The following is a 13720-nucleotide window of genomic DNA, read 5'->3' on the forward strand; positions in this document are numbered from 1 at the left end:
CGGTGAGTGAGGGACAGAAGATGCTGAAGGATCAGGACCGGATCTTTACCAACCTCTACGGGATGCACGACCGCTCGCTCAAGGGCGCGATGCTGCGCGGGCATTGGGACGGCACCGCGGGCATCCTGGCCAATGGCCGGGACTGGATCATCGAACAGGTGAAGGCCTCCGGGCTGCGCGGGCGCGGCGGCGCGGGCTTCCCGACCGGGCTGAAATGGTCCTTCATGCCGAAGTCGATCCCGGATGGCCGCCCGGCCTATCTGGTGATCAACGCCGACGAATCCGAGCCCGCGACCTGCAAGGACCGCGAGATCATGCGCCACGATCCGCATACGCTGATCGAGGGCGCGCTGATCGCCGGTTTCGCGATGGGCGCTGCGGCCGCCTATATCTACATCCGCGGTGAATACATCCGCGAGAAGGAAGCGCTGCAGGCCGCGATCGACGAATGCTACGAGGCCGGGCTGATCGGCAAGAATGCCTGCAAGTCGGGCTTCGATTACGATGTCTATCTGCATCACGGGGCGGGCGCCTATATCTGCGGCGAGGAAACCGCGCTGATCGAGAGCCTGGAAGGCAAGAAGGGGATGCCGCGGATGAAGCCGCCGTTCCCGGCCGGTTCGGGGCTCTATGGCTGCCCGACCACGGTGAACAACGTGGAATCCATCGCGGTGGTTCCCACCATCCTGCGCCGCGGCGCGGCCTGGTATGCCTCCTTCGGGCGCCCGAACAACACCGGCGTGAAGCTCTTCGCGATGTCGGGCCATATCAACACGCCCTGCGTCATCGAGGAATCGATGTCGATCTCGATGAAGGAACTCATCGAGAAATACGGCGGCGGCGTGCGCGGCGGCTGGAAGAACCTGAAGGCGGTGATCCCGGGCGGCGCCTCCTGCCCGGTACTGCCGGCGGCGCTGTGCGAAGATGCGATCATGGATTATGACGGCATGCGCGAGCTGAAATCCAGCTTCGGCACCGCCTGCATGATCGTGATGGATCAGTCCACCGATGTGATCAAAGCGATCTGGCGGCTGAGCAAGTTCTTCAAGCACGAGAGCTGCGGCCAGTGCACGCCCTGCCGCGAAGGCACCGGCTGGATGATGCGGGTGATGGACCGGCTGGTGACGGGCGAGGCCGAGCCCGAGGAAATCGACATGCTGTTCAACGTGACGAAGCAGGTCGAGGGGCACACGATCTGTGCGCTCGGCGATGCCGCCGCCTGGCCGATCCAGGGCCTGATCCGGCATTACCGCGAAGAGATCGAGGACCGCATCAAGGCCCGCAAGACCGGCCGCATGGGGGCGATGGCGGCGGAATGACGAACGCGCTTCCCCTCATTGGCACGCTGGCGCTCACGGGCTGTGTCGCGGTGGTTCCGGTCGTCGTGCCGGCGCCGGGCGATGCGGCCTATGTGATCACGCGCGAGGGGACTGCGCTGTCGGTGCGCCGCACAGCGGCCGCCTTCACCTATTCCGACGGGGCCGAGGCGCGCCGGGCCGCGGACCGCTACTGCGGGGGCAAGGTGAATTCCTCGCCCGCAGACAATTACCAGGACGGTGCCTGGATCTATCCGCGGGGTTGTGCATGACCCCGCAACCGAACTTCCGTGCGGGCGCCGCCCGTGGTGAACACCCGGCGGGTTCGTCCCGTCTTGGCAACTGAGCAGGTCAGATCATGTCGAACCTTCGCAAAATCATCATCGACGGCCACGAGGTCGAGGTTGATCCGAACCTGACCCTCATCCAGGCCTGTGAGCAGGCGGGCATCGAAGTGCCGCGCTTCTGCTACCACGAGCGGCTCTCCATCGCGGGCAACTGCCGGATGTGTCTGGTCGAGGTCGTCGGCGGGCCGCCGAAGCCCACCGCCTCCTGCGCGATGCAGATCAAGGACCTGCGCCCGGGCCCGAACGGCGAGCCTTCGGTGATCAAGACCAATTCGCCGATGGTGAAGAAGGCCCGCGAGGGGGTGATGGAGTTCCTGCTCATCAACCACCCGCTCGATTGCCCGATCTGCGACCAGGGCGGCGAATGCGACCTGCAGGACCAGGCGATGGCCTATGGCGTGGATTTCAGCCGCTACCGCGAAGTGAAGCGCGCGTCGGACAACCTGAACCTCGGGCCGCTCGTTTCCACCTGCATGACGCGCTGCATCTCCTGCACCCGCTGCGTGCGCTTCACCACCGAAGTCGCGGGCATCACCCAGATGGGCCAGACCGGGCGCGGCGAGGATGCGGAAATCACCTCGTATCTGAACATGACGCTCGACAGCAACATGCAGGGCAACATCATCGATCTGTGCCCGGTGGGCGCGCTGACGTCAAAACCCTATGCCTTCACCGCGCGTCCGTGGGAGCTGACCAAGACCGAGAGCATCGACGTGATGGATGCGCTCGGCAGCAACATCCGGATCGACACCAAGGGCCGCGAAGTGATGCGGATCCTGCCGCGCAACAACGACGCGGTGAACGAAGAATGGATTTCCGACAAGACCCGGTTCATCTGGGACGGCCTGCGCCGTCAGCGGCTCGACAGCCCCTATATCCGCGAGAATGGCCGCCTGCGGAAGGCGGGCTGGGGCGAGGCGCTGGCCGCCGCGGCCGCCGCGCTGAAGGGGAAGAAGGTGCTCGGGCTGGTGGGCGATCTGGCTCCGGCCGAGGCCGCGTTCAGCCTGAAGCAGCTGGTCGAGGGGCTTGGCGGTTCGGTCGAATGCCGCACCGATGGCGCGCGGCTGCCAGCGGGCAACCGTTCGGCCTATGTGGGCAATGCGGCGATTGCCGATGTGGACAATGCGAAGCAGATCATCCTGATCGGTACCAACCCGCGCAACGAGGCGCCGGTGCTGAATGCGCGGATCCGCAAGGCTTGGGCGAATGGCGCCAAGGTCACCGTGATCGGGCCGGATGCGGATCTGACCTATGATTATGTCTCGCTCGGCAACGACCGCGCGGCGCTCGTGAAGGCCGTGGCGGAGGCCGAGGTCACCGAGGGCGCGCTGGTCATCCTCGGGCAGGGCGCTGTTTCGGAGGCCGATGGCGAGGCGGTGATCGCGCATGCGATGGCGCTCGCGGGCAAGCTCGGCGGCAAATATCTCGTGCTGCATACGGCGGCGGGCCGGGTCGGGGCGCTCGATGTGGGCGCGGTGACCGAAGGCGGTCTACTGGCGGCGGTCGAGGGCGTGGAGGTGATCTACAACCTCGGCGCCGACGAGGTGGAGATTGCCCCGCGCTCCGAGGGCGGGCCGTTCGTGATCTATCAGGGCAGCCATGGCGACCGCGGCGCCAACCGCGCCGACATCATCCTGCCGGGCGCCGCCTATACCGAGGAAAACGGCCTCTTCGTGAACACCGAGGGCCGGCCGCAGCTCGCGTTCCGCGCCGGTTTCGCGCCGGGCGAGGCCAAGGAAAACTGGGCGATCCTGCGGGCGCTGTCGGCCGAGCTCGGCGCGGTGCAGCCCTGGGATACGCTGGCGGGCCTGCGCCGCGCGCTGGTGGCGGCGGTGCCGCATCTGGCCGAAGTCGATCACGTCATCGACAATGGCTGGACCCCGGTCGCCCCGCGCGACATGGGCCAGGCCAGCTTCCGCCATGCCGTGTCGGATTTCTACTTCACCAACCCGATCGCGCGCGCCTCGGTGGTGATGGCGGAATGCTCGGCGCTGGCGAAAGCGCGCGCCGATGGCACGGCTCTGGCGGCGGAGTGAGCGCATGACCCGCACCCTCGCCCAGGCGCAACGGATCGTCCCCGGCCTTCTGGCCGGGCTGGCGGCCTGTGCGCCGGCCGAAGGCGCGGGGATCCGCTATGAGGGGATCGAGACCCGGATGCTGGACGATGGCCTCGCCGAAATCCGCGTGGCGCTGTCGGGCGCGGCGGAGGGATCGGCGGTTACGGCCTATGCAGGATGCGCCGCAGCGCGCCTTGCGCTTGCGCGGGGGGCGGCCTATGCCCGGCCGATCCGGATGACGACACAGAAAAGCTTCGGCACCTGGCGGGCCGATGCGGTTTATTTGATCTCGCGCGAGCGGCCGGTGGCGGGCAATCCCGTTCCGGCCAGCGCCACGGCCCGCGCCTGCGCGGCCAAGGGAATACCGACGGTATGAAGATGCGGTTGAAGACAAAGCGGTCAGAGGGACAAAATGGCTGAGTTTCTGGCGACACCCCTGGGCACATTCCTGCTGATCCTGGGCCAGTGCCTTCTGGTCACGGTTTGCATGTTGGTCTGCCTGGCCTTCCTCATGTATGCTGACCGCAAGATCTGGGCTGCGGTCCAGATCCGCCGCGGCCCGAACGTGGTCGGCCCCTTCGGCCTGCTGCAAAGCTTCGCGGACTTCCTGAAATATATCGTCAAGGAAATCGTCGTCCCCGCGGGCGCCGACAAGCCGGTGTATTTCCTGGCGCCGATGCTCAGCTTCATCCTGCCGGTGATCGCCTGGGCGGTGATCCCGTTCAACCCGGGCTGGGTGGTGTCGGATCTCAATATAGCGATCCTCTATATCTTCGCGGTCTCCTCGCTGGAGGTCTACGGGATCATCATGGGGGGCTGGGCGTCGAACTCGAAATACCCGTTCCTCGGCTCGCTGCGCTCCGCCGCGCAGATGATCTCCTATGAAGTCTCGATCGGCCTGATCATCATCGGGGTGATCATCTCCACCGGCTCGATGAACTTCGGCGCCATCGTCGAGGCGCAGAAGACGCCCTATGGCATCTTCGGCTGGTACTGGCTGCCGCACCTGCCGATGGTGGTGCTGTTCTTCGTCTCGGCGCTGGCCGAAACCAACCGCCCGCCGTTCGACCTTCCGGAAGCGGAATCCGAGCTCGTCGCGGGCTATCAGGTCGAATATTCCTCGACGCCCTTCCTGCTGTTCATGATCGGCGAACTCATGGCCGTGTGGCTAATGTGCGCGCTGATCTCGCTGCTGTTCCTCGGCGGCTGGCTGAGCCCGATCCCGGGCATCCCGGATGGCGTGCTGTGGTTCTTCGTGAAGATGGTGCTGTGCTTCTTCGTCTTCGCGATGGTCAAGGCGATCGTGCCGCGCTACCGCTACGACCAGCTGATGCGGATCGGCTGGAAGGTGTTCCTGCCGCTGTCGCTGGCCTGGGTGGTGCTGGTGGCGTTCCTTGCAAAATTCGAAGTGTTCGGCGCCTTCTGGGCCCGCTTCACGATGGGGGGCTGATCCATGGCGTTCGATTACGGCCGCGCCGCGAAATACTTCGTCCTGTGGGACTTCATGAAGGGCTTCGGCGTCGGCATGAAGTATTTCTTCAAGCCGAAGCCCACGCTGAACTATCCGCATGAAAAGGGGCCGCTCAGCCCGCGCTTCCGCGGCGAGCATGCGCTGCGCCGCTATCCGAACGGCGAAGAGCGCTGCATCGCGTGCAAGCTGTGCGAAGCGATCTGCCCGGCCCAGGCGATCACCATTGATGCCGAACCGCGCGAGGACGGCTCGCGCCGCACCACGCGCTACGACATCGACATGACGAAATGCATCTATTGCGGCTTCTGCCAGGAAGCCTGCCCGGTGGATGCGATCGTCGAAGGCCCGAACTTCGAATTCGCCACCGAGACCCGCGAAGAGCTGTTCTACGACAAGGAAAAGCTGCTCGATAACGGCGCCCGCTGGGAATCCGAAATTGCCCGCAACCTCGAGCTGGATGCGCCCTACAGATGAGTGAGGATTTCTCGAAACTGTTCAGCGCGATGATGGAGCAGGGGGCCGAGATGGCCCGCCTGTTCAACCCGGCTTTGGAACGGTTCAGCCCCGTCAGCTTCGAGAAATTCATCCCCACCATGTCCAAGGACATGATGGAGATGTGGTTCGGCAAGACTTTCAACCGCGAGGGGCTCGATGCCCGCACGCGGCTTCTGATCACCATCGCGGCGCTCACCGTGCTGGGCGCGCAGGCGGATGCGCAGCTGCGGCTCACCATCCGCCATGCGCTCGAGGCCGGCGCCACGCAGCGCGAGATCGCCGAGGTGATCTTTCAGATGAGCATGTTCGGCGGGGTTCCCGCCATGACCCGCGCGCTGGAAATCGCGCAGTCGGTCTTTGACGAGAAATCGGGGGAAAACACATGATGGTGTTTGCATTCTACCTGTTTGCCGTGATCGCGGCGGTCGCGGGGTTCATGGTGGTGATGTCGAAGAACCCCGTGCATTCGGTGTTGTGGCTGATCCTGACCTTCCTGTCGGCTTCTGGGCTATTCGTTCTGCTGGGTGCCGAATTCGTCGCGATGCTGCTGATCATCGTTTATGTCGGCGCTGTCGCGGTTCTGTTCCTTTTCGTGGTGATGATGCTCGACGTCGATTTCGCCGCGCTGAAGGGGGAACTGGTGCGCTACATGCCGCTCGGCCTGCTGATGGCGGTGGTGCTGCTGCTGCAGCTCGGGATCGGCTTCGGCGGCTGGCATGCGGCCGAAGGCTCGGCCGCGCTGCACAAGGCGCCGGTGCCCGAAGGGATCCACAACACCAAGGCGCTCGGCCTCGTGATCTATGACCAGTACCTCTACCTGTTCGAGGCGGCGGGCCTGATCCTGCTCGTGGCCATGATCGGCGCGATCCTGCTGACCCTGCGCCACCGTACCGATGTGCGCCGCCAGAACGTCATCGCGCAGATGCACCGCGACCCCAAAAAGGCGCTGGAGCTGGTCGATGTCAAACCGGGGCAGGGGCTGTGATGGTTTTCGCAAGCTCGGCTACAGCGATCGCGGCGTGCAGCACCGTGATCGGGACGACAAGAAAGAACAAGGCGATGAAAACGCGAGGGGCCGGCAATGATCGGACTTGAACATTATCTGGGCGTGGCGGCGGTTCTGTTCGTCACCGGCATTTTCGGGATCTTCGTCAACCGGAAGAACGTGATCGTCATCCTGATGTCGATCGAGCTGATCCTGCTGGCGGTGAATATCAACCTGGTGGCCTTCTCGAGCTTCGCGGGCGATCTCGTGGGGCAGATCTTCACCATGTTCGTGCTCACCGTGGCGGCAGCCGAGGCGGCGATCGGCCTCGCGATCCTCGTGGTCTTCTTCCGCAACCGCGGCTCGATCGCGGTGGAAGACGTCAACGTGATGAAGGGATAAGGGCGCATGGAAACGATCATTCTTCTGGCCCCTCTTCTGGGGGCGATCGTCGGCGGCTTCGGCTGGCGCGTGATCGGCGAGAAGGGCGCCCAGGTGCTGTGCACGGCGCTGCTGTTCCTCGCCTGCGCGCTCAGCTGGATCACCTTCCTCGGCTTCGACGGCGTCACCCGCCACATCCACCTGCTGGACTTCATCCAGTCCGGCACGCTGGATCTGAGCTGGGGCATCCGCATCGACCGGCTCACCGCGATCATGCTGATCGTGGTCACCACGGTCTCGGCGCTCGTGCATCTCTACAGCTTCGGCTACATGGCGCATGACTCGGCCTGGGACCATCACGAGCATTACAAGGCGCGCTTCTTCGCCTATCTGTCGCTCTTCACCTTCATGATGCTGTCGCTGGTCACTGCGGACAACCTGTTCCAGATGTTCTTCGGCTGGGAAGGCGTGGGCCTCGCGTCCTATCTGCTGATCGGCTTCTACTACAAGAAGCAGTCGGCGGGCGCGGCGGCGATCAAGGCCTTCGTGGTGAACCGTGTTGGGGACTTCGGCTTCCTGCTCGGCATGTTCGCGCTCTACTATCTGGTGGGCTCGCTCGAGTTCGACGCGATCTTCGCCTGGGTGCCGGCCAATACCGAAACCTCGCTGCATTTCCTGTGGCGCGACTGGAACGCGGTGAACCTGATCGGCTTCCTGCTGTTCGTGGGCGCGATGGGCAAATCGGCGCAGCTCCTGCTGCACACCTGGCTGCCGGACGCGATGGAAGGCCCGACCCCGGTGTCGGCGCTGATCCACGCCGCGACCATGGTCACCGCCGGGGTCGTGCTGGTGAGCCGGATGTCGCCGCTCTATGAATATGCGACGGAAGCGAAGCTGATCATCATCTACATCGGTGCCACCACCGCCTTCTTCGCGGCGACGGTCGGCCTCGTGCAGAACGACATCAAGCGCGTGATCGCCTATTCGACCTGTTCGCAGCTGGGCTACATGTTCGTGGCCGCGGGCGCGGGCGTCTATTCGGTCGCGATGTTCCACCTGCTGACCCACGCCTTCTTCAAGGCGATGCTGTTCCTCGGCGCGGGCTCGGTGATCCATGCGATGCACCACGAGCAGGACATGCGCAACTACGGCGCCCTGCGCAAGAAGATCCCGCTGACCTTCTGGGCGATGATGCTGGGCACGCTGGCCATCACCGGTGTCGGCATCCCGCTCACCCATATCGGCTTCGCGGGCTTCCTGTCGAAGGATGCGGTGATCGAGAGCGCCTATGCCTCGGGTGTGCCCTATGCCTTCTGGATGCTGGTGATCGCCGCGGGCTTCACCTCCTTCTACTCCTGGCGGCTGATGTTCATGACCTTCTACGGCAAGGAGCGCGGCGATCATCACACGCATGAGCATGCGCATGAGAGCCCGATGGTCATGCTGATCCCGCTCGGCGCGCTGGCGCTCGGCGCGGTGTTCTCGGGGATGCTGTGGTACAACAGCTTCTTCGGCGACCATGCCAAGGTGCTGAGCTTCTTCGGCATGCCGGAGCATCACGCGGAATCCTCCGAAGCCGCTCCCGCGGCCGAGACGACCGCGCATGCCACCACCGAAGCGCCCGCCGAAACCCATGCCGCTGCCGAGACCCACGCCGTGGGCGACGCGCCGCAGGGGGCGATCTACATGGGCGCCGACAATCATGTGATGGAAGAGGCGCACCATGCCCCGGCCTGGGTCAAGGTCTCGCCCTTCGTCGCGATGCTGCTCGGCTTCATCGTGTCCTGGCTGTTCTACATCAAGGACACCTCGCTGCCGGTGCGTCTGGCGCGCGCCCAACCCGCTCTTTACCAGTTCCTGCTGAACAAGTGGTACTTCGACGAGATCTACAACGTTATCTTCGTGAAGCCCGCCCAATGTCTCGGCCGGCTGCTGTGGAAGAAGGGTGATGGCAATACCATCGACGGCGCCATCAACGGGGTCGCGCTCGGGATCGTCCCGAGCCTGACCCGGCTCGCGGGCCGGATGCAGTCCGGCTATCTGTTCCACTACGCTTTCGCCATGGTCATCGGCATCGTCGTCCTGATGTTCTGGGTCGTCCTGGCCGGGGGTACGCACTAATGGAAAACCTTCTTTCCATCATCACTTTCGTCCCCCTGGTTGCGGCCGCAATCCTCGCGCTCGTGCAGCGCGGCGGCTCGCCCGCTGCGGATCGCGGGGCGAAATGGTTCGCCCTGACGGCCACCACGGTCACCTTCCTGATCTCGCTGTTCCTGCTCGCGGGCTTCGATCCCGCGAACCCCGGGTTCCAGTTCGTCGAAGATCACGCCTGGATCATGGGCCTGCGCTACAAGATGGGCGTGGACGGGATCTCGATCCTGTTCGTGCTTCTGACCACCTTCCTGATGCCGCTGACGATCGCCTCGGCCTGGGACGTGGACAAGCGCGTCAAGGAATACATGATCGCCTTCCTGGTGCTCGAAGGGCTAATGATCGGGGTGTTCACCGCGCTCGATCTGGTGCTGTTCTACCTGTTCTTCGAAGCCGGGCTGATCCCGATGTTCCTGATCATCGGGATCTGGGGCGGCAAGGACCGGATCTACGCCTCGTTCAAGTTCTTCCTCTACACCTTCCTCGGCTCGGTGCTGATGCTGGTGGCGATGATCTGGATGTACCTGCACGCCGGCACGACCGACATTCCGACGCTGATGGTCACCAAATTCCCGACGGAGAGCTTCTCGCTCCTCGGCATCCACATCCTGGGCGGGATGCAGACGCTGCTGTTCCTCGCCTTCTTCGCCTCCTTCGCGGTGAAGATGCCGATGTGGCCGGTGCATACCTGGCTCCCCGATGCGCACGTTCAGGCGCCCACGGCGGCCTCGGTGCTGCTGGCGGCGGTGATGCTGAAGATGGGCGGCTATGGCTTCCTGCGCTTCTCGCTGCCGATGTTCCCGGTGGGCTCGGAGGTGATGTCGGGGCTGGTGTTCTGGATGTCTGCGATCGCGATCGTCTACACCTCGCTCGTGGCGCTGGTGCAGGAAGACATGAAGAAGCTGATCGCCTATTCGTCTGTCGCCCACATGGGCTATGTGACGATGGGGATCTTCGCCGCGAACCAGCAGGGCATCGACGGCGCGATCTTCCAGATGCTGAGCCACGGCTTCGTCTCTGGCGCGCTGTTCCTCTGCGTCGGCGTGATCTACGATCGGATGCACACCCGCGAAATCGCGGCCTATGGTGGCCTGGTGAACCGGATGCCGCGCTATGCGATGGTGTTCCTGTTCTTCACCATGGCGAACGTGGGCCTGCCGGGCACCTCCGGTTTCGTCGGCGAATTCCTGACGCTGATGGGCACCTTCCAGAAGAACACCTGGGTCGCGCTGGTCGCCACTTCGGGGGTCATCTTCTCGGCCGCCTATGCGCTCTGGCTCTACCGCCGGGTGGTCTTCGGCGAGCTGCTGAAGGAAAGCCTGAAGACCATCAACGACATGACCGCGCGCGAAAAGGCGATCTTCGCCCCGCTCGTGGCCGCCACGCTGGTCCTCGGCATCTGCCCCTGGATCGTCACCGACCTGATCGGGCCTTCGGTCGCCCATCTGATCGAGAACTACAATGCCAGCCTGCCGGCGGTTGCCGCCGTGGCCGGTCACTGAGGGAGAAACGACCATGACCTCTGCGGATTTCTCCACGGTCCTGCCGGAGTTCGTGCTGGCCATCTATGCGATGGCAGCACTGCTCTTCGGCGTCTGGACCGGCAAGGACAAGGTGGCCGTTCCGGTGCTCTGGGTGACGGTGGCGGTGCTGCTGCTGGTGGGGCTCTGGGTCGGGGCGGGCGGCGCCACGCGCACGGCCTTCGGCGGCCTTTTCATCGATGACGCCTTCGCCCGCTTCGCCAAGGTGGTGACGCTGATCTCGGCCGCCGCCGTGATGGCGACCAGCGCGGATTACATGAACCGCCGCGGCCTGCTGCGCTTCGAATTCCCGATCCTCGTCGTGCTGGCGGTGATCGGGATGATGATGATGGTCTCGGCGGGCGATCTGATGTCGCTCTATCTGGGCCTCGAGCTGATGTCGCTCGCGCTCTATGTCGTGGCGGCGCTGCGCCGCGATTCCGAGCGCTCCTCGGAGGCGGGCCTCAAATACTTCGTGCTGGGCTCGCTCAGCTCGGGCCTGCTGCTCTACGGCGCCTCGCTCACCTATGGCTTCGCCGGCACCACCGATTTCGCCGGTATCATCACCGTGGTGCAGGACGGGCATCTGCCGGTCGGCGTGCTGTTCGGCCTTGTCTTCATGATCGCAGGCCTCGCGTTCAAGGTCTCCGCCGTGCCGTTCCACATGTGGACGCCCGATGTGTATGAAGGCTCGCCCACGCCGATCACCGCCTTCTTCGCCACCGCGCCGAAAATGGCCGCGATGGCGCTGATCGCACGGCTGATGTTCGATGCTTTCGGCAATGTGCCGGGCGACTGGACCCAGGTGATCGCCCTCGTCGCGGTGCTGTCGATGTTCGTCGGCGCCGTCGCCGGGATCGGCCAGCGCAACATCAAGCGGCTGATGGCCTATTCGTCGATCTCGCACATGGGCTTCGCGCTCCTCGGCCTGCTCGCGGGCAATGCGCAGGGCGTCGAGGCGATGCTCGTGTACATGACCATCTATGTGGTGATGAACGTCGGCGTGTTCTCCTTCATCCTGGCGATGGAGCGTGATGGGCAGCCGGTGACCGACATTTCCGCGCTGAACATGCTCTCCAAGGCCGAGCCGGTGAAGGCGCTGGCGCTGCTCGTCATCTTCTTCTCGCTGGCGGGCGTGCCGCCGATGCTGGGCTTCTTCGCGAAATTCGCGGTGATCCGCTCGGCGCTGGTCGCGGGCTACAGCTGGGTCGCGGTGCTGGGCGTGATCGCGTCGGTGATCGCGGCGTTCTACTACCTGCGCATCGTGTTCTACATGTACTTTGGCGCCGAGAGCGAGCCGCTCGAAACCCGGATGCCGGTGGTGCAATGGGTGCTGCTCGTCGCCTCGGCGATCGTGATGGTGGCGGGCGCGGTGAACCTGTTCGGCATCGAGGGCGCCGCGCAGGCGGCGGCTGCGGCCCTTGTCCATTGACCTGACCGCCTGGCCCGAGGGGGTGGCACGCCACGTCCTCGGGTCGGTAGACAGCACCATGTCCGAAGCGGCCCGTCTGGCCCCGCATCTCGCGGGGCCTGCTTGGATTCTGGCGCGCGAACAGACGGCCGCCCGCGGCCGCCGCGGCCGGGCCTGGCAGATGCCGCCGGGCAATTTCTCGGCCACGCTGCTGTTCCGCCCGAAGGTGACGCTGCCGGAAGCGGCGCTCTATACCTTCGTCTCCTCGCTCGCGCTGGAGGAGGCGCTGGCGCTGGTCGGGGGCCCGCATGCGCGGCTCTCGATCAAATGGCCGAACGACGTTCTGCTCAATGGCGGCAAGATCGCCGGGATCCTCCTCGAAAGCGTGGGGCAGGGCCGCCAGACGGCGAGCCTCGCGATCGGGATCGGGGTGAACCTCGCCGCCGCGCCGCCCGCGGCCCGGGTCGAGCCGGGCGCCGTCCATCCGGTGAGCCTCCTTGGCGAGACCGGGATAAGAATCGCACCCGAGGATTTCCTGTCGCCGCTGGCGATGGCCTTCGATCGCTGGTCCCGCCAGTACGAAACCTATGGCTTCGGCCCGATCCGCGAGGCCTGGCTCGCGCGCGCCGCGCGCCTCGGCCAGCCGCTCACCGCGCGAACCGGGCAGGAAGTCACCGAGGGCATTTTCGAGACCATCGACGATACCGGCGCGATGATCCTGCGCACCGCTGCCGGGCCGCGCGCCATCGCTGCGGCGGATGTGTTCTTCTGAGGGGGGCGCCATGCTTCTGTGCATCGACTGCGGCAATACCAATACCGTGTTCTCGATCTGGGACGGGACGGATTTCACCGCCACCTGGCGCATCGCCACCGATCACCGCCGCACGGCGGATGAGTATTTCGTCTGGCTGACCGGGCTGATGCGGCTGGAGGGGCTGACCGCTAAGATCAACGAGGCGATCATTTCCTCGACCGTGCCGCGCGTGGTGTTCAACCTGCGCGTGCTGTGCAACCGCTATTACGATTGCCGCCCGCTGGTGGTGGGCAAGCCCGGCTGCGAATTGCCGGTGGCGCCGCGTGTGGATGCGGGCACCACGGTCGGGCCCGACCGTCTGGTGAATACCGTCGCAGGCTTCGCCCGCCATGGAGGCAATCTGATCGTAGTGGATTTCGGCACCGCCACGACCTTCGATGTGGTCGATGACGATGGCGCCTATATCGGCGGCGTCATCGCGCCCGGCGTGAACCTGAGCCTCGAAGCGCTGCACATGGCGGCGGCAGCCCTGCCACATGTGGACATTACGCTTCCTGATAAGGTTATTGGAACGAATACCGTGGCATGTATTCAAGCAGGCGTTTATTGGGGCTATATCGGGCTTGTCGAAGGTATCGTGCGCCAGATCCGCCTGGAACGGGACCGGCCGATGCGGGTTATCGCGACGGGCGGGCTCGCACCACTGTTCGACCAGGGCTTCGACCTGTTCGACCGGGTGGAGGACGACCTGACGATTCATGGGCTGCGGCTCATCCACGATTATAACAAGGGGCTGGGTGCGTGAGCGACCGTCTGATCTATCTTCCTCTCG

Annotated in this window: 14 protein-coding genes; all 14 read left to right on the forward strand. The window is 64.7% G+C overall.

The features are described 5' to 3' along the window. The first annotated feature begins 20 nt into the window (after window positions 1-20). The 14 genes from nuoF to ACOMG5_RS04905 all read left to right on the forward strand — a co-directional run bounded on the left by nuoF (window position 21) and on the right by ACOMG5_RS04905 (window position 13693). Window positions 21-1319, forward strand: coding sequence for an NADH-quinone oxidoreductase subunit NuoF (gene nuoF / locus ACOMG5_RS04840; protein WP_420342660.1), 1299 nt, complete (start codon window positions 21-23; stop codon window positions 1317-1319). Then, entirely contained in the window at window positions 1316-1588 is a 273-nt protein-coding gene (locus ACOMG5_RS04845; protein ID WP_420342661.1) for a hypothetical protein, read from the forward strand. The genes nuoF and ACOMG5_RS04845 overlap by 4 nt, the downstream gene beginning before the upstream one ends. An 86-nt stretch (window positions 1589-1674) precedes the next feature. After that, window positions 1675-3699: an NADH-quinone oxidoreductase subunit NuoG gene (gene nuoG, locus ACOMG5_RS04850; protein ID WP_420342662.1), complete on the forward strand. Its 2025-nt coding sequence runs from the start codon at window positions 1675-1677 to the stop codon at window positions 3697-3699. Window positions 3700-3703: 4 nt separating this feature from the next. Beyond that, window positions 3704-4096: a hypothetical protein gene (locus ACOMG5_RS04855; RefSeq protein WP_420342663.1), complete on the forward strand. Its 393-nt coding sequence runs from the start codon at window positions 3704-3706 to the stop codon at window positions 4094-4096. Window positions 4097-4132: 36 nt separating this feature from the next. Beyond that, complete coding sequence (gene nuoH / locus ACOMG5_RS04860) at window positions 4133-5170, forward strand: NADH-quinone oxidoreductase subunit NuoH (RefSeq protein WP_420342664.1); 1038 nt, start codon at window positions 4133-4135, stop codon at window positions 5168-5170. A gap of 3 nt (window positions 5171-5173) precedes the next feature. Continuing rightward, window positions 5174-5665: an NADH-quinone oxidoreductase subunit NuoI gene (nuoI, locus tag ACOMG5_RS04865; protein WP_420342665.1), complete on the forward strand. Its 492-nt coding sequence runs from the start codon at window positions 5174-5176 to the stop codon at window positions 5663-5665. Next, the gene (locus ACOMG5_RS04870) at window positions 5662-6072 is read left to right on the forward strand and encodes a carboxymuconolactone decarboxylase family protein (RefSeq protein WP_420342666.1); all 411 of its coding nucleotides are present in this window, start codon (window positions 5662-5664) and stop codon (window positions 6070-6072) included. Before nuoI ends, ACOMG5_RS04870 begins: the two co-directional genes overlap by 4 nt. Further along, on the forward strand, window positions 6069-6671 hold the full coding sequence (locus tag ACOMG5_RS04875; protein WP_420342667.1) for an NADH-quinone oxidoreductase subunit J: 603 nt from the start codon (window positions 6069-6071) through the stop codon (window positions 6669-6671). The genes ACOMG5_RS04870 and ACOMG5_RS04875 overlap by 4 nt, the downstream gene beginning before the upstream one ends. Before the next feature lie 96 nt (window positions 6672-6767). Then, entirely contained in the window at window positions 6768-7073 is a 306-nt protein-coding gene (gene nuoK, locus ACOMG5_RS04880) for an NADH-quinone oxidoreductase subunit NuoK (RefSeq protein WP_420342668.1), read from the forward strand. A gap of 6 nt (window positions 7074-7079) precedes the next feature. Further along, entirely contained in the window at window positions 7080-9173 is a 2094-nt protein-coding gene (gene nuoL / locus ACOMG5_RS04885) for an NADH-quinone oxidoreductase subunit L (protein WP_420342669.1), read from the forward strand. Then, window positions 9173-10705 carry an NADH-quinone oxidoreductase subunit M gene (locus ACOMG5_RS04890; protein ID WP_420342670.1) on the forward strand — a complete coding sequence of 511 codons (1533 nt, stop codon included), beginning with the start codon at window positions 9173-9175 and terminating at the stop codon, window positions 10703-10705. Before nuoL ends, ACOMG5_RS04890 begins: the two co-directional genes overlap by 1 nt. A 13-nt stretch (window positions 10706-10718) precedes the next feature. Beyond that, window positions 10719-12155 carry an NADH-quinone oxidoreductase subunit NuoN gene (gene nuoN / locus ACOMG5_RS04895; RefSeq protein WP_420342671.1) on the forward strand — a complete coding sequence of 479 codons (1437 nt, stop codon included), beginning with the start codon at window positions 10719-10721 and terminating at the stop codon, window positions 12153-12155. A 1-nt stretch (window position 12156) separates the two neighbouring features. Then, window positions 12157-12906, forward strand: coding sequence for a biotin--[acetyl-CoA-carboxylase] ligase (locus ACOMG5_RS04900; protein WP_420342741.1), 750 nt, complete (start codon window positions 12157-12159; stop codon window positions 12904-12906). A 10-nt stretch (window positions 12907-12916) separates the two neighbouring features. Next, window positions 12917-13693: a type III pantothenate kinase gene (locus tag ACOMG5_RS04905; protein WP_420342672.1), complete on the forward strand. Its 777-nt coding sequence runs from the start codon at window positions 12917-12919 to the stop codon at window positions 13691-13693. The last annotated feature ends 27 nt before the right edge of the window (window positions 13694-13720 follow it).

The sequence above is a fragment of the Paenirhodobacter sp. genome, assembly GCF_041916475.1.
GTDB lineage: Bacteria > Pseudomonadota > Alphaproteobacteria > Rhodobacterales > Rhodobacteraceae > Rhodobacter.